Origin of the sequence: Streptomyces sp. NPDC051322 (assembly GCF_040689485.1) — a bacterium.
GTDB lineage: Bacteria > Actinomycetota > Actinomycetes > Streptomycetales > Streptomycetaceae > Streptomyces.
The window spans coordinates 62,336-82,231 of the sequence record NZ_JBFBAK010000008.1 but is presented as its reverse complement, the minus strand read 5'-3'; the positions used below and the strand labels follow the sequence as shown (position 1 = coordinate 82,231).

The 19,896-nt window shown below is 70.1% G+C and carries 16 protein-coding genes; 2 read left to right on the top strand and 14 right to left on the bottom strand.

Annotation, left to right across the window (positions count from 1 at the left end; translation table 11 throughout):
- Positions 1-29: 29 nt before the first annotated feature.
- The 14 genes from AB0436_RS19705 to AB0436_RS19640 all read right to left on the bottom strand — a co-directional run bounded on the left by AB0436_RS19705 (position 30) and on the right by AB0436_RS19640 (position 16,374).
- Positions 30-1,427 carry a nucleotide pyrophosphatase/phosphodiesterase family protein gene (locus AB0436_RS19705; protein ID WP_366469188.1) on the bottom strand — a complete coding sequence of 466 codons (1,398 nt, stop codon included), beginning with the start codon at positions 1,425-1,427 and terminating at the stop codon, positions 30-32.
- Entirely contained in the window at positions 1,424-2,605 is a 1,182-nt protein-coding gene (eboE, locus tag AB0436_RS19700; RefSeq protein WP_366469187.1) for a metabolite traffic protein EboE, read from the bottom strand. The genes AB0436_RS19705 and eboE overlap by 4 nt, the downstream gene beginning before the upstream one ends.
- A gap of 1 nt (position 2,606) precedes the next feature.
- The gene (locus AB0436_RS19695; protein WP_366469186.1) at positions 2,607-3,494 is read right to left on the bottom strand and encodes a TatD family hydrolase; all 888 of its coding nucleotides are present in this window, start codon (positions 3,492-3,494) and stop codon (positions 2,607-2,609) included.
- Positions 3,464-4,489: a sugar phosphate isomerase/epimerase family protein gene (locus AB0436_RS19690; protein ID WP_366469185.1), complete on the bottom strand. Its 1,026-nt coding sequence runs from the start codon at positions 4,487-4,489 to the stop codon at positions 3,464-3,466. The genes AB0436_RS19695 and AB0436_RS19690 overlap by 31 nt, the downstream gene beginning before the upstream one ends.
- Positions 4,486-5,379: an SCO3242 family prenyltransferase gene (locus AB0436_RS19685; RefSeq protein ID WP_366469184.1), complete on the bottom strand. Its 894-nt coding sequence runs from the start codon at positions 5,377-5,379 to the stop codon at positions 4,486-4,488. The genes AB0436_RS19690 and AB0436_RS19685 overlap by 4 nt, the downstream gene beginning before the upstream one ends.
- On the bottom strand, positions 5,376-6,542 hold the full coding sequence (locus AB0436_RS19680; protein ID WP_366469183.1) for an inositol-3-phosphate synthase: 1,167 nt from the start codon (positions 6,540-6,542) through the stop codon (positions 5,376-5,378). The genes AB0436_RS19685 and AB0436_RS19680 overlap by 4 nt, the downstream gene beginning before the upstream one ends.
- 138 nt (positions 6,543-6,680) lie before the next feature.
- Positions 6,681-7,472, bottom strand: a complete 792-nt coding sequence (locus AB0436_RS19675; protein WP_366469182.1) for a ThuA domain-containing protein — start codon at positions 7,470-7,472, stop codon at positions 6,681-6,683.
- 68 nt (positions 7,473-7,540) lie between these two features.
- Complete coding sequence (locus tag AB0436_RS19670; protein WP_366469181.1) at positions 7,541-8,608, bottom strand: substrate-binding domain-containing protein; 1,068 nt, start codon at positions 8,606-8,608, stop codon at positions 7,541-7,543.
- 73 nt (positions 8,609-8,681) lie between these two features.
- Complete coding sequence (locus tag AB0436_RS19665; protein ID WP_366469180.1) at positions 8,682-9,743, bottom strand: ABC transporter permease; 1,062 nt, start codon at positions 9,741-9,743, stop codon at positions 8,682-8,684.
- Complete coding sequence (locus AB0436_RS19660) at positions 9,740-11,251, bottom strand: sugar ABC transporter ATP-binding protein (protein WP_366469179.1); 1,512 nt, start codon at positions 11,249-11,251, stop codon at positions 9,740-9,742. The genes AB0436_RS19665 and AB0436_RS19660 overlap by 4 nt, the downstream gene beginning before the upstream one ends.
- A 424-nt stretch (positions 11,252-11,675) precedes the next feature.
- A complete protein-coding gene (locus tag AB0436_RS19655; RefSeq protein ID WP_366469178.1) occupies positions 11,676-12,347 on the bottom strand; it encodes an EboA domain-containing protein in 672 nt (223 codons plus the stop codon).
- Between the two features lie 54 nt (positions 12,348-12,401).
- Positions 12,402-13,622, bottom strand: a complete 1,221-nt coding sequence (locus AB0436_RS19650; protein WP_366469177.1) for a Gfo/Idh/MocA family oxidoreductase — start codon at positions 13,620-13,622, stop codon at positions 12,402-12,404.
- Between the two features lie 299 nt (positions 13,623-13,921).
- On the bottom strand, positions 13,922-15,106 hold the full coding sequence (locus tag AB0436_RS19645) for an ROK family transcriptional regulator (RefSeq protein WP_366469176.1): 1,185 nt from the start codon (positions 15,104-15,106) through the stop codon (positions 13,922-13,924).
- 242 nt (positions 15,107-15,348) lie between these two features.
- Positions 15,349-16,374 (bottom strand): ATP-dependent 6-phosphofructokinase, encoded by a 1,026-nt coding sequence (locus tag AB0436_RS19640; RefSeq protein ID WP_366469175.1) that lies wholly within the window; start codon positions 16,372-16,374, stop codon positions 15,349-15,351.
- Positions 16,375-16,611: 237 nt separating this feature from the next.
- Here AB0436_RS19640 and pta point away from each other — a divergent pair, with 237 nt between their 5' ends.
- Entirely contained in the window at positions 16,612-18,693 is a 2,082-nt protein-coding gene (gene pta, locus AB0436_RS19635) for a phosphate acetyltransferase (protein WP_366469174.1), read from the top strand.
- Positions 18,690-19,895: an acetate kinase gene (locus AB0436_RS19630; protein WP_366469173.1), complete on the top strand. Its 1,206-nt coding sequence runs from the start codon at positions 18,690-18,692 to the stop codon at positions 19,893-19,895. Before pta ends, AB0436_RS19630 begins: the two co-directional genes overlap by 4 nt.
- Position 19,896 lies beyond the last annotated feature (1 nt).

The following is a 19,896-nucleotide window of genomic DNA, read 5'->3' as shown; positions in this document are numbered from 1 at the left end:
GCGATGACAGGGCGATGGCGATGGGTGGGTCAGCGGGAACCCGGTGTACTCGCGGGCAGACCGGCGAGACGCAGCAGCAGGTCCTTCACCTCGGTCGCGTCGTAGCGCTCGCGCGCCTCGTCCGGACGCGAGCAGAGCAACACCGGTCCGTCGTCGGGGCGGTCGGGCAGCCGGCCGTGGCTGCCGCGCACCGGCGCGGGGTCCAGCGGGACGACACTCATCCGGTAGCGCATACCGAGTTTCTTGCGGGCCAGCGCCACCGCGGCCCGCAGCTTGACCCGCGGATCCTCGGGGTCCATGAACAACTCGGCCGGGTCGTAGCCGGGCTTGCGGTGGATCTCCACGAGCTGGGCGAAGTCCGGGGCCCGAGCGTCGTCGAGCCAGTAGTAGTAGGTGAACCAGGCGTCCGGGTCGGCGACCGCGACCAGGTCCCCGGCGCGGGCGTGGTCGATGCCGTACTCCTTCTTGCCGTGCTCGTCGAGAACCTCCGCCACGCCGTCGGTGCCGGAGAGCAGTTCCCGGACGCGGCCGGTGTCGGCGGGGTCGGCGACGTAGACGTGCGCGACCTGGTGGTCGGCGACCGCGAACGCGGCCGAGGTCCACGGGTCCAGGTATTCCATCCCGTCCTGGGTGTACACGTTCAGCAGCCCGGCGCGGCGCAGTACCCGGTTGATGTCCACCGCCCGGGAAACCCCGGTGATGCCGTACTCCGAGAGCGCCACGACGGTGACTCCGCGGGCGGCGGCGTCGTCCAGGAGCGGGCCGAGGACTCGGTCCACCTCGGCCGCCGCCGCGAAGGCGCGCGGGTCGTCCGGGCCGAAGCGCTGCAGGTCGTAGTCGAGGTGCGGGACGTAGGCGAGCGTGAGGTCGGGCGCATGGGTGGCCAGCATGTGGCGGGTCGCGTCGACGATCCATCGGGAGGAGGTGATCGAGGCCGTCGGCCCCCAGTAGGTGAACAGCGGAAACGTACCGAGTTTGCCGGTGAGTTCGGCGTGCAGGCTCGGCGGATGTGCGTAGCAGTCGGGTTCCTTGCGGCCGTCCGCGTAGTAGACCGGGCGGGGAGTGACCGTGAAGTCGACGTCGGCTCCCATCGCGTACCACCAGCAGATGTTGGCGACCCGGTACCCGGGCTGCGACCGCCGGGCCGCCTCCCAGAGCTTTTCGCCGCCGACCAGTGCGTTGTGCTGGCGCCACAGGAAGACTTCGCCGAGCTCCCGGAAGTACCAGCCGTTGCCGACGATTCCGTGCCCGGTAGCCGGCTCCCCGGTGAGCAGCGTGGACTGCACCGTGCAGGTGACTGCGGGAAAGGAGGTGTCGAGCCGGGAGGTGAAGCCCGCGTCGCCCACCGCGCGCAGTCGGGGCATGTGGGCCAGCAGGCGTGGGGTCAGTCCCACCACGTCGATGACGAGCAGGGGATCGGCACTCATCCTGTGGTCTCCTTCAGTCCGAGGTCCAGCAGGTGGTCACGGGTGAAAGCCAGTTCGGCGGCGATGCCGGCGGCGAGGGCGCCGGGGGTCCGGGGCCGGCGGCCGGCCGGCAGGACGCCCCAGGTGTAGGTCTCGGTCTCCACATGCGCGGTGCGGGCGCGCTGCCCGCCGAAGAGTGCGTCGAGCGTGGCCCGGAGCACCGGGCGGGTGGTGGTCAGCGGTGGAGCGGGGTCGGTGTGCAGCGGCACGTGGAAGTGGACCCGCCAGGGGTTCCGGCCGGGCAACCGCCCGGCCAGCGCCTCGTCCAGGTCGTCGACCGCCTGCGGGGGCCCGGCCGCGTCCGGACCGCCGGGCTCGCGGACCTGGTGCAGGAAGCGTTCCTCGGTGAACGCCGTCAGTGCCGCCCGCGTCGCCGGGTCCGAGGGATTGTCGGCCTGCAGCGCGCAGGATGCCTGGGTCTTCACGACCGCGAGGCCCGCCGCGTCCAGGCGGGCGAGCGCGGCGGCCGGCTCCTCGAAACCGACCGCGAGGTGGCAGGCGTCCAGGCAGACTCCGATGCGGTCGGTGTCGACGTGGGAGAGGTGGTGGGCGGCTTGTGCGGTGGTTTCCACCACACAGCCCGGTTCCGGTTCCAGGGCGACCCGGATCGTACGGCCCGTCTCGTCGGCGATGGCTGCCAGACCCGCGGCGAGTTCGTCCAGTCGGCGCGCGGCGCTCTCCGCGCGGCCTGACGGCCAGGGTGTGCGCCAGCCCAGCGGCACCGTGGAGATGCTGCCGTACGCGACGTCGGCCGGCAGCAGGGCGGCCAGGATGCGGGCGAGGTCGAGGGTGTAGCGCACCCGGTCGGGCGAACTCCAGTCGGGCCGGTAGACGGCGCGTTTGACGACGGGAGCGTGAAATCCTCGGTACGGGAAGCCGTTGAGCGTGACCACCTCCAAACCCCGGGCCGTCAGTTCGGCACGCAGCCTGCCCACCGCGGACGCGTCTGCCGCGAGGGCGGTGGCGGCTTCGTGCGCGAGCCACAGTCCGAGGCCGAGGACGGGCACGCCGAGCCGCTCGCGTACCGGCTCGGCGTAGCGGCCGAGCTGCGCCAGCACACCGTCGAGGTCCTCGGCCGGATGCACGTTGGTGCAGTACGCGATATGGACGGGGGTGCCATCGGGATGAAGCAGCCGCACGTCACGCCTCCTTACGGATACCGCGGAGCACGGAGTTGCCCGCGAAGGTGGCGCCGGCCGGGACGGGTTCGGCCTCCGCGCCGAGCGGGGCGGGCGCGTCGAGTTCCAGTCGGCCGCTCTGCGCGTAGAAGGCGACCGGGTTGCGCCACAGGACCTGATCCACATCGTCGGACGAGAAGCCGGCGGCGAGCATCGCCTCGGCGGTTCTCCGGGTCTTCAGCGGATCGCTGCGCCCCCAGTCCGCAGCCGAGTTGACGAGGACCCGCTCGGTGCCGAACTCCCGAAGGATGCGCACCATGCGCTCCTCGTCCATCTTCGTGTCGGGGTAGATGGAAAACCCCATCCAGCAGCCGGACTCGGCCACCTGGGCGGCGGTCAGCTCGTTGAGATGGTCGACGGCCACCCGTTCGGGGGCGATGCCGGATTCCCTCACCACGTCCAGCGTGCGTCCGGTTCCCGCCGCCTTGTCCCGGTGCGGTGTGTGCACGAGTGCCGGCAGACCTTGGGCGATCGCCAGCTGCAGTTGGGCGGCGAACGCCTCGTCCTCCTCGGGCGTCATCGAGTCGTACCCGATCTCACCGACAGCGACCACACCGTCCTTGGCCAGGTACCGCGGCAGGTGCTCCAGCACCTCCGCGCAGCGCGGATCGTTGGCCTCCTTCGGGTTCAGCGCGATGGTGCAGTGGTGGCTGATGCCGAACTGGGCCGCGCGGAACGGCTCCCAGCCGATGAGGGAGTCGAAGTAGTCCAGAAAGCTGCCCACCGACGTGCGCGGCTGCCCCAGCCAGAACGCCGGCTCCACCAGAGCGCGCACCCCGGCGGCGTACATCGCCTGATAGTCGTCGGTGGTGCGCGAGGTCATGTGGATGTGGGGGTCGAAGATGCGCATGCAGCCTCCTCGGAGCTGGGATGGTCGTCGGCCGATGCGGACGGGCCGCCGGGTGCGGCCGCCGGGTCCGCGGTGTCCCCGCGGGATCCGTGCTCGGCCGAGCGCAGGAAGTCCAGTGAACGGCGGGCCACACCCGGGGCGTCGTGGCTGTGCCGGGGCAGTTCCACCGCGACCAGCCCGGTGTAACCGACCTGGGCGAGTGCGGCCAGGACCGGCGGGAAGTCGATTTCGCCGCTGCCGAACTCCAGGTGCTCGTGCGTGCCGCGGCGCATGTCGTCGATCTGCACGTTCACCAGTCGGTCCTTGCTGCGGCGCACGCAGTCCGCCACGGAGTACGGCTCCAGGCAGCGGCAGTGGCCGATGTCCAGGGTCAGACCGAAAGCGTCCGGGTGGCCGAGCGCGGCGGCGAGTTGCTCGTAGCCGTCGAGATTCTCGACCAGCATCCCCGGCTCGGGTTCGAAACCGAGGACGACGCCGGCCGCCTGCGCCGCCGCCACCACGTCGGCGCAGCCGTCGACCAGCCGGTCCCAGGCGGTCCGGGTGGGGACCGCAGGCGGTTTGACACCGCTCCAGAACGAGACCGCCTGCGCGCCGAGGCCTGCGCCGATCTCCACCGCCCGGCGCAGGAAGTCCACCCGGCGCGGCCGGCCGTCGGTCGAGAGCAGGGTGGGTTCGTGCTTGTGCCACGGGTCGAGCAGATAGCGCGCGCCGGTCTCCACGATCACGGTCAGCCCGAGTTCGTCCAGCCGGTGGCCCAGGTTCGCCACCCGGGCAGCCAGGTCGGGGGCGTACGGATCGAGATGGTGGTGATCGAGGGTGAGCGCCACGCCGTCGTAGCCCAGGTCGGCGATGACTGCCAGCGCGTCACCGAGCCGGTGGTTGGCGAAGCCGTTGGTGCCGAAGCCGTAGCGCAGCGCCGGTACGCTCGCCGTGCTCGGGCCGGCGGTACTGGGACGGCCCGCGCCGCCGGTGGCGCCCGGGGAAGGGTCTCTCATGTCGGTGACACCCGCCTGGACAGCACCCGGGCCACCGGAAAGGCGGCGGCCACCGGCAGCGCGGACCGCAGTGCGCCCGCACCCGCGGTGAGCGCGGCCTGCAGCGGGATCAGGCCGAGGATGCCCGCGCCGACGGCGCGCCGCACCTGCCGGGGTGTGGGGTCGCCGACCGCCCGCAGTTGGGCGCGGCCGACGGTGGTCCCGTACACGGCGAGGGCACTCGCGGCGGCCGAGCGATGCCACCGGTTCCCGCCCCGGCCGACCGCTCCGGAGGCCCGCCCCGCTGCGAGCACCACTCCCCCGGTGGCGGCCACCATGGTTCCGGTCAGCCGGGAGTCGGCGCCGGTCACCTCCGTACGGCTGAGCACGGTGACGGCCAGCGTGTGCCCGGCCACGGTGGCCGCCGCCGGCAGCGCGCTGCGCAGCCGACCGGTTCCCGCACCGAGCAGGACGTCGAGGCCACGGGCCGCGGCCATCACCGCCGGGCCCGCCGGGCCGGACTTGGCGCGCAGGTCGTAATACCAGACGGTGGCCGCCAGCGGCCCGGCGATCGCCAGCGCCCCGGGCCCCCCGCTGACGACGGCAAGACCCAGCGATGCGGCGGTCAGGGAGCCGGCGACACCCAGGGCGACGGCCGGGCCCACCCGGCCGGACGGGATCGGCCGCTCCGGTCGCTCGACGGCGTCGAGCTCACGGTCGGCCCAGTCGTTGAGGGCCATCCCGGCCCAGTACAGGCAGACGGAGGAGGCGGTGAGGCCGGCCACGGAGCGGGTGAGCGGTCGCTGCGCGGCGGCCGCCCCGGCCAGTACGTCCCCCGGCACACTGAGTGCCGCCGGAGCGCGTATCAGCTCCAGCAGCGCCCGGGTCGTCGCGGCCGCGGAGGCGCTCATCGGTGCTCTCCGAGGCGGGCGGCGAAGGCGCGCAGCGTCTCGTACTGGCGCATCACACCGTGTTCCTCGGCGCCGACCGGGTCCTTGAAGAAATACGCCAGCTCGGCGACGGGTCCGCGGACCCCTCGCTCCTGCGCCCGGGCCATCAGCCGGGCCAGGTCGAGGACCAACGGGGCGGCCAGAGCCGAGTCGCAGCCGGCCCAGGTGAACTGCAGGGTCATCCGCACGCCGAGGAAACCCTCGAAGGCCACATGATCCCAGGCCGTCTTCCAGTCGCCCAGCGACGGCACGTTGTCGATGTGCACGTCGCCCTCGACCGGGTGCCCCAGTGTCTCGGTCAGCACGCGCTGCTTGGACGTGGTCTTGCTGGCCATCGCCGCCGGATCGGCCAGGGTCTCGCCGTCGCCGCCACCGAGCAGGTTCGTGCCGGACCAGGCCCGCACATCCAGGCCGCGCGAGGCGAACATCGGCCCGAGCGTGGCCTTCAGCAGCGTCTCACCGGTCTTGCCGTCGCTCCCCGCATAGGGCAGACCCGCGGCAGCGGCCAACTCGGCCAGTGCCGGAATCCGCATGCCGGTGGAAGGAGTGAAGTCGACATAGGGACATCCCGCGGACAGCGCGGCGTAGGCGTAGAGCGAGCTGGACGGCAGTACGTCCTGTCCGTCGGCCAGCGCGGCGCGCAGCGCCCGGGCCGATGCGTGGGCGGGGTGCGCTTCGGCGACAGGTTCGGTCGAGGAGACGTTGACCACGACCACCCGGGCGAGGCCGTGCCGTTCGCGGAAAGCGGCGATATCCGCCTCCACTGCCTCGGCCGCCTCGGACTGCCGGTGACCACGCCCCGGCAGAACGGCGGGGCGTATCTCGGCGTCGGCTGCGACCAGGTCGTCGTGGACGGCAGCCGGCAGTCCGTGCGGCAGCACCCCCGACTCGACCAGCTGCTCGGCCCGTTTGGGCAACGGCGTGCAGGAGAGATCGTGCCCGCCGAAGACCAGATCGGCCGGCCGTGGCAGTCCCGCATCCGGGAATCCCGGCTGCTCGGTGACACACCCGACCGGCCCGGCCAGGCCGGCCCGCAGCGCGGCGGTGCCCGCGATCACCGTGGTGGCCACCGATCCGCGGCCGCCCACCAGCCAGACTCCCGTACGGTTGCTGTGTTCATCCATGTCCGTCACCTCCGTCGTACGACACGGCTCGGCTTGGTCCGCGCCGTGCCCCGCTGTTCGCGTGCCTGTCGTCGATGTTGTCCCCGTGGGAATCCGAGCGGGCGAGCGGTGAGGCGGCCCGGGGCCTCCCCCACCCGGTCACTCCGTGTCGGCGGGATCGCAGTTGAACTTCGCCACACCTGCGGTCATCTCGATGCCGCCGAGAATGTGTGACAGGAAGGCCGGTTCGGTGTAGCTCTCCGATGTGTGCCCCAGGCCGGTGTAGAAGGCCTTCCCACCGTCGTAGCGATGGCACCAGGAAATGGGGTGGTCGTCGCCCATCGATCCGCCGGTGTAGCCGATCGGGTCGTAGGTGCTCTCATCCACCGTGGCCAGCACCCGGACGTTCTGCCGGGGGTTGGAGCGGTAGTTGTACCACTCGTCCGTACGGCTCCAGCGGTTCGGCAGTCCTCTGGTCGCAGCGGTGCCCTGACCGATGACGTTCACGGTGGCCTGCTGAATCGCCGGGTGATCCTGGAAGTACGCGCCGACCAGGTTCCTGTACCACGCCCACGTGTAGCCGGAGTCGGCGGCAGCGTGGATACCGGTGAACCCACCACCGTGCTCGATGTAGCGCTGGAAGGCGTCCTTCTCCGGCTGCTGGTCCAGCGGATCACCCGTGGTGGACAGGAACACGACCGTCCGGTACTTGGCCAGGTCGGCGTCGTTGAACCGGGTGGCATCCTCGGTCACATCGACGGCGAAGCCGTGCTCCTGGCCCAACTTCTCGATCGCTGCTGCCCCGTCCGGTATCGAGTCGTGGCGGAAACCCGTGGTCTTGGTGAAGACCAGCACCCGGAAAGCCGGCGTGCCGGCGTGCGCGGTGGCGGCTGTCAGGGGCAGCGCCAGAGCGGCCACCGACAAGAGCGCTGCGATACGTGTACGGATCATGCGGTCTGCCTCCTTGATGGTGTCCCGGCATGCGGCCGGGGAAAGGAAAGGCGTGCTCGAACGTCACGTCAGCTGAAGGCACCCGGCAGGTACTGGTCGACGTTGTCCTTGGTGACGATGGCGGAGAACAACGTGATCGAGGACGGCAAGTCCTGTCCGACCAGGTCGCCCATGGCCTTCTTCTGAGCGATCAGCCTCGCGATCCGGATCGCCGAGGCCGACATGTTCGACGGGTAGACGACCGTGGCCTTGAGCACCGAGCTGCCCGTCTTGATCTCCTGCATCGCGTGCTTGGAACCGGCACCGCCGACCATGAAGAACTCGCTGCGGCCGGCCTGCTTGATCGCGGCTTCCACGCCGATCCCCTGGTCGTCGTCGTGATTCCACACCGCGTCCAGGTGCGAGCGCGCCTGGAGTACGTTGCTCATGACCTGCTGGCCGGAGTCGGCGGTGAAGTCGGCCGCCTGCCGGACCCCCACGGAGAAGCCGTACTTGGCCAGGCCGGTCTTGAAGCCCGTACTGCGCTGCTTGGTGAGTTCCAGGTTGTCGATACCTGCGATCTCACCGATCACCGGTGAGTGGACACCCTTGGCCTTCAGCGTCCTGCCGATGTACAGGCCGGCGTTGAGACCCATGCCGTAGTTGTCGCCGCCGATCCAGGTCCGGTAGGCGAGCGGCGTGTCAAAGGCGCGGTCGACGTTGACCACCGGGATGCCGGCATCCATCGCCTGCTGACCGACGGACGTCAACGCCTTGCCGTCGAAGGGCAGGATGACCAGGACGTCAACCTTCTTGCCGATGAGCGTCTGCACCTGACTGATCTGCGCGTTGACGTCGTTGGTGCCTTCCACGGCTTCGATGGACACGTCGGTGTACTGCTCCGCCTGGGCTCTGGCGTTCTTCGTGATGGCCGACATCCAGCCGTGGTCGGCTGCCGGGGCCGAGAAGCCGATGGTCACCTGCTTGCCCGGCTTGTCGTTGCCGGCGCCCGCCGTACCTGCGGACTTGACGTCGGCGGTGGCGGTGTCGGGGGCCTTGTTGCTCGTGCAGCCGGCCAGCAGCGCGCCGCTGCCGATCGCGGCGCCTCCGGCGAGGAAGCGTCTGCGGCCCACCGTGGTGTGTTCGGACTCTGACATCTCACTGTTCCTTCCATTGAGCCGTATGACGTGCGCCGCGTGGCGCGGGGGGCAGAGCTTGCCGGCAGCGGTACTAGGTGGCCGCGGCCCGGCCGCGCCGCTGGATCAGCACCGCGGCGACGATGATCACGCCCTTGGCGATCTGCTGGATGTCGGTCGTCAGGTTGTTGAGCACGAAGATGTTGGTGATCGTCGTGAAGACCAGCACGCCGAGAATCGAGCCGATCAGCGAGCCGCGACCGCCGGTGAGCAGCGTGCCGCCGATGATGACGGCCGCGATCGAGTCGAGTTCGTAGAGATTGCCGAGGTTGCTCGCGCCCGATGTGGTCCGCGCGGTGAGCATGACCGCGGCTATGCCGCAGCAGACGCCCGAGAGCACATAGAGCAGGGCGGTGTGACGGCGCACGTCGAGGCCGGCGAGGCGCGCGGCCTCCGGGTTGCCACCGATCGCGTACGTCCGGCGGCCGAAGGTGGTCCGGTTGAGCAGCACCCAGCCGGCGATCACCACCACCGCCAGGATGTACACCAGCAGCGGTACGTCGAGGAATCTGATGGACGCGATCCGGTTGAACGGTTCGACGGTGACCAACTGCGACTGCCGGTCCGAGATGCGTTCGGCCAGCCCGCGCGCGCTGGCCATCATCGCGATCGTGGTGATGAAGGCGACTACCCGCCCGTAAGCGATGATCAGGCCGTTGACCAGCCCGACCACCCCGCCGACGAGAACGGCGCACAACAGCATGCCGCCGAGTCCGAAGGACTGGGTGGCCACCGTGGTGCACCACACCGACCCCAGCGCCACGATGGCCCCGACGGACAGGTCGATGCCGCCGCCGATGATGACGAACGTCTGCCCGACCGTGATGACGCCGACGACCGCGGCACTGGTGAGGATCACCACCACGTTCTGGCTCGTCGCGAAGTTGCTCGACGTCGCCGCGCCGACGACGCACAGAATGATCAGCACCGCGAACAGGCCGAGGTTGCGCACCTGGCCCACCCGGCCGAGCGCGGACGCCCCGCGCGTGCTCTTCCGGGGCGCATCGTTCGTCCGCTGTACCGCTTCGGCGGGCGATCGATCGGCGATCGCCTGTGTGGGGGCGGCCTCGGCGGGGGGCCGCGTTTGCTCATTCACACCGAACTTCCTTCCATCACCAGGTCGAGGACTTGCGATTCGTCGATGTCCCGGGCGTCGGCTTCGCGAACCGCGCGCCCTTCGCGTATGACGAGGACGCGATCTGCCATACCGAGCACTTCCGGGACCTCGCTCGACACCAGGAGCACCGCCACACCGGAGTCGGCCAGCTCGCGGATGAGTGCGTACAACTCGGCCCGCGCTCCCACGTCCACACCACGGGTCGGCTCGTCGAGCAGCAGGAGCCGGCAGTCGGTGAGCAGCCACCGTGCGAGTACGGCTTTCTGCTGGTTGCCGCCGGAAAGCGTGCGCACGGCACGAGTGACGTCGGTCGGCCTCAGGTCCAGTCGGCGTACGGCATCGGTTGCCGCCGTGAGTTCGGCTCGGGCGTCGACGAAGCCGGCGCGAGCGAACCGCCGCAGCGAGGACATCGACACGTTGCGGGCGATGGAGTCCCACAGGAAGAGCGCTTGGCTTTTGCGTTCCTCCGGCGCGAGCCCGATTCCGGCCCGGACCGCGGCGCTGACGCTGCCGGGACGCAACGCCGAGCCCGCGAGCCGTATGTGGCCGGAGACCGGCCTGCGCGCCCCGTAGATCGTCTCGAGGATTTCCGAACGGCCGGAGCCCACCAGGCCCGCCAGGCCGACGATCTCACCGGCGCGCACGGTGAACGACACGTCATGGAACTCGTCGGGCCGGCCGATCCCGTCGACCTCCAGCAGCACCGGGCGCTCATCCGGGTCCGCACGAGCCGGTCGCGGCGGAAACGCGTACTCGACGTCGCGGCCCGTCATGAGCGCTACCAGCTCAGCGGTCGGCGTGGTCCGGGCGGACAGCCCGGCGGCGACCGTCCGGCCTTCCTTGAGCACGGTGACCCGGTCACCGATCTCCCGGATCTCCTCCATCCGGTGGGATATGTAGACCACCGCGACGCCCTCGGCGGTCAGGTCGCGGATGACCCGGAACAGGTTCGCCACCTCGTTGTGGGCCAGGACGGCGGACGGTTCGTCCATGACGATCAGCCGGGCGTCGTGGGAGAGGGCGCGGGCCATGCTCACGACCTGCTTACCGGCCGCGGACAGACTTCCCACCTCGGACGTGACCGGGATGTCGGCGTGCCCCAGGCGGCCGAGCAGCTCACGGGCGGCCGTGCGCATCTGTCCCCGCTGGGTGAACCCGAGGCGGGCCTGTTCGTGACCCAGGTAGATGTTCTCCGCCACCGACAGGCCGTCGACGAGGTCGAGTTCTTGGTAAATGGTTGCTATCCCGAGGTGGGTGGCCGCTGTGGGCGCGGACAGCGTGATCGGCTCCCCCTGCCAGACGACGCGACCGGCATCGGGCTGGTGCGCACCGGCCAGCACTTTGATCAACGTCGACTTGCCGGCGCCGTTCTGACCCAGCAGGCAGTGCACTTCCCCCGCGACCACATCGAGGTCAACGCCGTCCAGGGCCCGGACGCCCGGGAATTCCTTGACGACGCCTTGCATCTCCAGCAATGGGCCACTCATCGGCTTCCCTCAGTCTCGGTACGGTGACTCCTCGGAAATAAGCACGCCACGCGGTACTTGCCATGGCGTACTCTTTTTCGTAAGTCCGACGAACAAATTAGTGACGGTCATCGGTGGGGTCAATATGCCGTCAGAAAGCTTTTTCTGAAGGCTTATTGATGACCCGTCAGTAGTTTTCTCTCCGTCCGGCGGGCGGATTGCGGCCGATACCATATTTCGGGCGTCGAAAAGAGCGGACCAGCGCACTTACGCCGATCCTCCTTATTTCGACCCTCTTCGGCAGCCGCGTATGCCTTTCCATTGACGCTGTTTTTCGACTGCGCGTTAAATTTCCCTGGGCCGGGGCATGGATAAGGGAACACGGGCCCCGATGAGTGCGCGAAGTGCCGCGCCGCTAATTCATTGCTGTGCGCACCCGCGGCGATCAGCGCTCGGGCAGCAGGGCAAGAATCAGGTCGACGTCCGCAGGAACATCACGCCCGGCGGCAGTACGCTCACGCGCGTAATCCCAGAGCATCCGTCCGAGTTCGGCATCGGCCCGCTCGGCAAGGCCGGCGACCGCACTCACCGAAACGCCGGTGAAGACGCATTTGAGGACGGCGTGCCGCCAGGCGTGGCCGCCCAGGTGGCGAGCGGCGTACGGACCGACGGCGGCGGCGATGAGGCGGGTGTCGTTGGTACGCAGCGCGTCCTCCAGCAGCGGCACGGCGTCCGCGCCCACCGGAAGGTACGGCAGCGCCCGCAGCACAGCACGGCGTTCGGCCGCATCCCCGCGCCGGTAGAGGCGCTCGGCACCGGCCGCATCGACGCGCGCTTCGTGGAGGAGCAGACAACGGGTCGCGTCGTCAATGGTCCACTCGGTCAACGGAGCGGGCAGCGGACCCCGGCCGCACACCCGCCCGGCGGCGGCCAGCGCCTGTTCCAGGGACGGAGGGGTTTCCGATTTTGTCCCGGCGGCCGCGCCGCCGGGACGTCTTACGACGGTGAGGGCCGCGTCCAGCCAGGCCCGGGCGACCGGGGCAGCGCGGGCGTCGAGGGAGGCCCGCAGGGTGGGGATGGCGGGAAGGTCATGGGTGGTCGGCGCGTCGGTGGGCACGGGGCGGCTCCTTGCGCGGGTCGGTAGGGACGGGGATGAAGCCCGGCCCGGGGGTCAGGCCGGGGCCGCTTCCGTGACGACAGCGGGCTGTTGCACGGACGTCCAGGCGCTGCCGGTCGCGGCACTGCTTTCGACCGCGGCGATGACGCGCTGCACTTGCAGCCCGTCCTCGAAGGACGGCAGGGGGTCCTGGCCCGCGGCGATCGCGTGCACCAGGTCCCGGATCTGGTGCACGAAGGTGTGCTCGTATCCGAGCACGTGCCCGGGCGGCCACCAGGCCTCCAGGTACGGGTGTTTCGGCTCGGTGACCAGGATGCGGCGGAAGCCCGCGGCCTCAGCCGGTTCGCTCGCGTCGTAGAACTCCAACTCATTCAGTCGTTCCAGGTCGAAGGAGAGGCTGCCGTGTTCACCGTTGAGCTCGATCCGCAGGACGTTCTTGCGGCCCGTCGCGAACCGGGTAGCTTCGAAGGAGGCCACGGCGCCACTCGCAAAGCGGCCGTTGAACAGCGCGGCGTCGTCCACCGTGACCACGCCACGTGGCACGCCGGCTGTCGAGTTGCCTGCCAGGGCGCCGGCGGTCACGGGCAGCGGCCGGGAGCGTACGAAGGTCTCGGTGAGTGCGGTCACCCCCGTCAGCCGCTCTCCGGCCAGGTACTGGGCGAGGTCCACGATGTGCGCCCCCAGATCGCCGAGCGCGCCCGAACCGGCATGCTCCTGCTGCAGCCGCCAGACCAGGGGAAAGTCCGGATCGACGATCCAGTCCTGCAGGTACTGCGCGCGTACGTGCCGCAGTGCGCCGAGCCGCCCCTCGGCGACCAGTTGCCGGGCCAGCGCCAGGGCAGGCGTACGGCGGTAGTTGAAGCCGACCATGGAGCGGATTCCGCCTTGTGCGGCGCGGGCAGCCGCCTGCGCCATCGCCTCGGCCTCGTCGACGTTGTTGGCCAGCGGCTTCTCGCAGAGCACGTGTTTGCCGGCCTCCAAAGCCGCGACAGCGATCTCCGCGTGGCTGGCGCCAGGGGTGCAGATGTCGACCAACTGCACGTCGGGCCGGGCGATCAGGGCCCGCCAGTCGGTCTCCGCTGCGGCCCAGCCGTGGCCTTGCGCCGCCCGCCGGACGCCCTCCGGATCCCGACCGCACACGGCGGCCATGACCGGACGAAGCGGCAGGTCGAAGACCCGGCCTGCCGTGCGCCATGCCTGAGAGTGCGCGGCGCCCATGAAGGCGTACCCGACCATGCCCACCCCGAGCGGGGCTACGCTGTGCTGACTGTCCATGAGGCTCCTCGTCCTGCGGCGGTGCTTCGCTGCGCCGCCATCGATGCGGTGGTGCCCGGGAGTTCGTCCGTCGGCGGGCATGCCGAAGGGACCAGCCGCGCGTGTCGGCGCTGAAGAGGGACTCCGGGCGTACGGTGCCGTGCGGTGTGCAGAGTCAGAAGTGCACGTCAGAAATGCGAGTCAGAAGTACGAGTCCGATGTGCGGAGTCGTACGAGGCGCAGTCCCGCAAAGGGCGCGAGACCCCAACGTTCGGATCGTGCCGTGCGACGGCGCGCGTCCGCACCGTCCTGATGAAGCGTCAGGCAGGTGAGAAGACGTGGTCGCTGATCATTCGGGTGGCGCCCACCACGCCGGCGGCGGAGCCGAGTTCACTGAGGACGATCGGCAGGCTGCCGGTCGCCAGCGGTAGGGACTGCTGGTAGACCTGGGTGCGGATGCTCGCCAGCAGGGTATGGCCCAGGCCGGTGAGTCCGCCTCCGATCACCACCAGCCCGGGATTGAAGAAACTGACCAGGCCGGCGATCACCTGACCGGTGCGGGCACCGCCCTGGCGGATCAGATCCAGCGCGGCACCGTCACCGGTCCCGGCTGCCGCGGCCACATCGGCCGACGTGAGCCGGCCCGCCGCCGCCAACCGGGCGGCCAGTTCTGGTGAACGGCCGACCTCCTCCGCGACCGCTGTGGCGTCCCGCACCAGGGCGTTGCCCCCGAAGTACGCTTCCAGACAGCCTCGGTTGCCACAGGCACAGGGCAAGCCGTCCGGCTCCACCCGGATGTGCCCGATGTCGCCCGCACTGCCGGTGACCCCACGGTGCACGGTGCCGCCCACCACGATCCCGCAACCGATACCCGTACCGATCTTGACGTACAGGAAGTCGCGTGCGCTGCGGGCCACCCCCGAGTGCTGCTCGCCCAGCGCCATCAGATTCACGTCGTTGTCCACCAGGACCGGGCAGCCCAGTTCCTGGCTCATCGCCTCCCGGACGGGGAAACCGTCCCAGCCCGGCATGATCGGTGGAGCGACCGGCACTCCTTCCGGGAAGCGCACCGGGCCCGGTACACCGATGCCGGCCCCGTCGTAATGTTCGACCGCGCCGGCGTCACGCAGTTTGGCGGCCATGGCGAGCACCTGCTCGAAGACGGCGACCGGGCCCTCACGCACGTCCAGAGGCTGGGTCAGGTGGCCCAGGACCTTCAGCTCGGCGTTGGTGACCGCGACGTCCACCGAGGTGGCGCCGATGTCCACGCCGAGGAAACGCAGCGTGGGTGCCACGCGCATGTTGTGTGAACGCCGGCCGCCCCTCGACGCGGCGAGACCGTCCTGAACCACGAGTCCGGTCTCCAGAAGACGGTCGGTCTCCACCGCCAGCTTCGAACGCGAAAGGTCGACGTGATCACCGAGCGCGGCCCGGGACTGCGGTCCAAGGTCTCGCAGAATACGAAGCAACCGCGCCTGGTGCATGTTGGCCGGACGAGCTGTCATACGCCTCACGTCACCCCTCCCGCCGTCGTCGGCAGCTGTCCGCGCCACGGCCCGGGAGGGCAGGAGCGCGACTTCACGGGGACCGTAACATCGGACCACCGGACAGGAAAGAACTTTTGCTGATTTCGATGCACTTTTGCTTTCCGAAGGAAAAACGGTGCGCCGAGACCGCTTCTTCCGGAGCGACGACGGGCCGCTCCGCGGGAGTGTCGCGGACCCGTCCGGTGCAGCCGGTCACAGCACTAGAAGACCGACTCCGCCTCGAACATCCGGCTGCCGTCGACCGTCTTCAGATGCGTCACCGCGTCAGCCAGCGGCACCATCGTGATGTCCGTGCCGTGCAGCGCCGTCATGTTGCCGAAGTCGCCGCGGTGCACCGCCTCCACCGCGTGCCAGCCGAAGCGGGTCGCCAGCACCCTGTCGTACGCGGTGGGGGTGCCGCCGCGCTGGACGTGGCCGAGGATGACCGGGCGGGCCTCCTTGCCCAGGCGCTTCTCCAGTTCGAGGGCCAGCCGGGTGCCGATGCCGGCGAAGCGTTCGTGGCCGTACTGGTCGATGGTGCCCTTCTCGTACGGCATCGAGCCCTCGGCGGGGTGCGCGCCCTCAGCGACGCAGATGACCGCGAAGCGCTTGCGGCGGGCGAAGCGTTCCTCGACCATCTTGACCAGGTCGTCGACCTCGAATCGGCGCTCGGGCAGGCAGATCCCGTGCGCGCCGCCGGCCATCCCGGACTCCAGAGCGATCCAGCCGGCGTGCCGGCCCATCACCTCGACGACCATCACCCGCTGGTGCGACTCGGCGGTGGTCTTCAGCCGGTCGATCGCCTCGGTCGCGACGCCGACCGCGGTGTCGAAGCCGAAGGTGCGGTCGGTGCCCGAGATGTCGTTGTCGATGGTCTTCGGCACGCCCACCACCGGCATGCCCGCGTCGGAGAGCATCCGGGCGGCGGTGAGCGTGCCCTCGCCGCCGATGGGGATCAGCGCGTCGATGCCGTAGCGCCGGGTGAGTTCGGCGCAGTTCTCGGCGGCCTCGCGCAGCCGGTCGCGTTCCAGGCGGGCGGAGCCGAGGATCGTACCGCCACGGGCCAGGATGCCGCTGACCTCGTTGAGGTCCAGGGGGCGGAAGTGGCCGTCGAGCAGGCCCTTGAAACCGTCCTCGAAACCGATGATCTCGTCGTTGTGGCCGGCCACGGCACGGTGCACGACCGAACGGATGACTGCGTTCAGGCCGGGGCAGTCGCCGCCTGCGGTGAGGACTCCGATGCGCATCGTGCTGTGTCTCCTGCTCCTAGTGGTACCTCTGAGCCATTCCGATTCTTCCACGGCCTGTCGGAGTGACGCGTTCCCCGCCACTCCGTGGACAGGCGACGTACCCAGGCCCGAGGGTACTGTCAAGAAGGCGCGCCCGGCCTCAAGGGCTGGTGGGGGCCGGCTCGCCCGCACGGAATTCCCCGGAAGAGCGCGGCCGGAAGAGCAAGGCCGGAAGAGTAGGGACGGAGAGCACGCGTGACGCGCAGCGTGTACGTGACCGGGATCGACCGCGGCGACGGCCGCCAGGTCGTGGAGCTGGGGGTCATGGAGTTGCTGACCCGCCAGGTGGACCGGGTGGGCGTGTTCCGGCCCCTGGTGCACGACGGGCCCGATCGGATGTTCGAGCTGCTCAGATCGCGGTACCGGCTGAGCCAGGACCCGGCGTCGGTCTACGGGATGGACTACCGGGAGGCGGCGGCCCTGCAGGCCGAACAGGGCACCGACGAACTCGTCTCCCGGCTGGTCGGCTGCTTCCACGAGGTGGCGCGGGAGTACGAGGTGGTCCTCGTCCTGGGTACCGACTTCGCGGCCACCCAGCTCCCCGACGAGCTGGCGCTCAACGCCCGGCTCGCCAACGAATTCGGCGCTTCGGTGATCCCGGTGGTCGGCGGCAAGGGCCAGACCGCCGAGTCCGTACGCGCCGAGACGCGCAATGCCTACCGCGCTTACGACGTGCTCGGCTGCGACGTCATCACCATGATCGCCAACCGGGTCGCCCCCGCGGACCGCACGGCCATCGCAGAAGGCCTGCGGACGCAGCTCCCCGTGGCCTGCTCGGTACTGCCCGACGAGCCGGCCCTGGCAGCTCCGACGGTCGCCCAGATCACCCGCGCGCTCGGCGGCACGGTGCTGCTCGGCGACGACTCGGGACTGGCCAGGGACGCCCTGGACTTCGTCTTCGGCGGCGCGATGCTGCCGAACTTCCTCAACGCGCTGACGCCCGGCTGCCTGGTGGTGACCCCGGGAGACCGCGCCGACCTGGTGGTGGGCTCGCTCGCCGCGCACAGTGCCGGGACCCCGCCGATCGCCGGCCTGCTGCTGACCCTGAACGAGCGTCCCGGTCCGGAGATCCTCACCCTCGCCGACCGGCTGGCACCGGGCACTCCGGTGGTCGCGGTGACCGAGGGTTCGTTCCCCACCGCGAGCGAACTCTTCTCGCTGGAGGGCCGGATGACCGCGGCCACGCCACGCAAGGCGGAGACCGCGCTGGGCCTCTTCGAACGTCATGTCGACACCGCGGAACTGCTGAGCCGGCTCTCGGTGGCACGCAGCGGCCGGGTCACCCCGATGATGTTCGCGCACGACCTCCTGGAGACCGCGCGCGCCGACCGCCGCCGCGTGGTGCTGCCCGAGGGCACCGAGGAGCGGGTGCTGCGGGCAGCGGACGTCCTGCTGCGCCGCGGCGTCTGCGATCTGACGCTGCTGGGCGACGTGGACACCATCCGCAAGAAGGCCGCCGACCTGGGCGTCGATCTGTTGAAGGCCGACATCGTGGACCCCGAGACGTCCGAGCTGCGGCAGCGGTTCGCCGAGGTGTACGCGAAACTGCGGGAGCACAAGGGCGTCACCGTCGAGTTGGCCTACGACGTGGTCGCCGACGTGTCGTACTTCGGCACACTGATGGTCCAGGAGGGGCTGGCCGACGGCATGGTGTCCGGCGCGGTGCACTCCACGGCGGCGACCATCCGGCCCGCCTTCGAGATCATCAAGACGAAGCCGGAAGCCTCGATCGTGTCGTCCGTCTTCTTCATGTGCCTGGCCGACAAGGTGCTGGTGTACGGCGACTGCGCGGTCAATCCGGACCCCGACGCGGACCAGCTGGCGGACATCGCCGTCCAGGCGGCCGCCACCGCGGCCCGGTTCGGCGTGCAGCCGCGGATCGCGATGCTCTCGTACTCCACCGGGACCTCGGGCTCCGGCGCGGACGTCGACAAGGTCCGCCAGGCCACCGAGCTGGTCCGGGCGGCCCGCCCGGATCTGCGGATCGAGGGGCCGATCCAGTACGACGCGGCGGTCGAGCCGTCCGTCGCGGCGACCAAGATGCCGGACTCCGAGGTCGCCGGTCAGGCCAGCGTGCTGATCTTCCCCGACCTCAACACCGGCAACAACACCTACAAGGCGGTGCAGCGTTCGGCCGGTGCCGTGGCCGTCGGTCCGGTACTGCAGGGGCTGCGCAAACCGGTCAACGACCTCTCGCGCGGCGCGCTCGTCGTGGACATCGTCAACACCGTCGCGATCACCGCGATCCAGGCCCAGGGCCAGGAGGGCTCCATATGACCGCCACCCGCATCCTGGTACTCAACTCCGGGTCCTCCTCGGTGAAGTACCAGCTGCTCGACATGGCGGACAACATCCGGCTCGCCGTGGGCCTGGTGGAGCGGATCGGTGAGGAGACCTCCCGGTTCAAGCACACGCCGCTGTTCAGCGGCGGCGAGGCGCGTGAGCGGAACGGGCCGATCGCCGACCATACGGCGGCCCTGAAGGCGGTCGCCGCCGAGCTGGCCGCCGACGGCCTCGGTCTGGACTCCCCCGAGCTGGCCGCGATCGGCCACCGGGTGGTGCACGGCGGGCTGCGGTTCACCGCCCCGACCGTGGTGGACGATGCGGTGCTCAAGGAGATCGAACGGCTGGTGCCGGTCGCCCCGCTGCACAACCCCGCCAACATCATCGGTATCCGTACGGCCCGGGAGCTGCGGCCCGACCTGCCGCAGGTCGCCGTGTTCGACACGGCCTTCCACACCACGATGCCGGAGTACGCGGCCCGCTACGCCATCGACGTGGAGACCGCGGACGCGCACCGCATCCGCCGTTACGGCTTCCACGGCACCTCGCACGCGTACGTCTCCCGGAAGACCGCGGCGCTGCTGGGCAAGGCCCCGCAGGACGTCAACGTCATCGTGCTGCACCTCGGCAACGGGGCTTCGGCATCGGCGGTGGCCGGCGGGGTGTGCGTGGACACCTCGATGGGACTCACCCCCTTGGAAGGTCTGGTGATGGGTACGCGGTCGGGTGACACCGATCCGGCCGTGATCTTCCATCTGGCCAGGGTGGCCGGGATGTCGATCGACGAGATCGACGTGCTGCTCAACAAGAAGAGCGGCCTGGTCGGACTGTGCGGCGACAACGACATGCGGGAGATCGTGCGGCGTATCGGCGAGGGCGACGAGTCGGCCCGGCTGGCTTTCGCCATATACGTCCAGCGGCTGAAGAAATACATCGGCGCGTATACGGCCGTGCTGGGCCGGGTGGATGCCGTGGCGTTCACCGCGGGCGTCGGGGAGAACTCGGCGCCGGTGCGCGAAGCGGCCGTCGCGGGACTGGAGGAGCTTGGTCCTGCAGTGGATCCCGAGCTCAATGCCGTACGTTCCGACCAGGCCCGGTTGATCTCCCCGGCCGGCTCCCGGGTGGCGGTCGCCGTGGTCCCGACGGACGAAGAACTTGAAATCGCCCAACAGGTCCATGCACTGGTTTCCGGCTGAC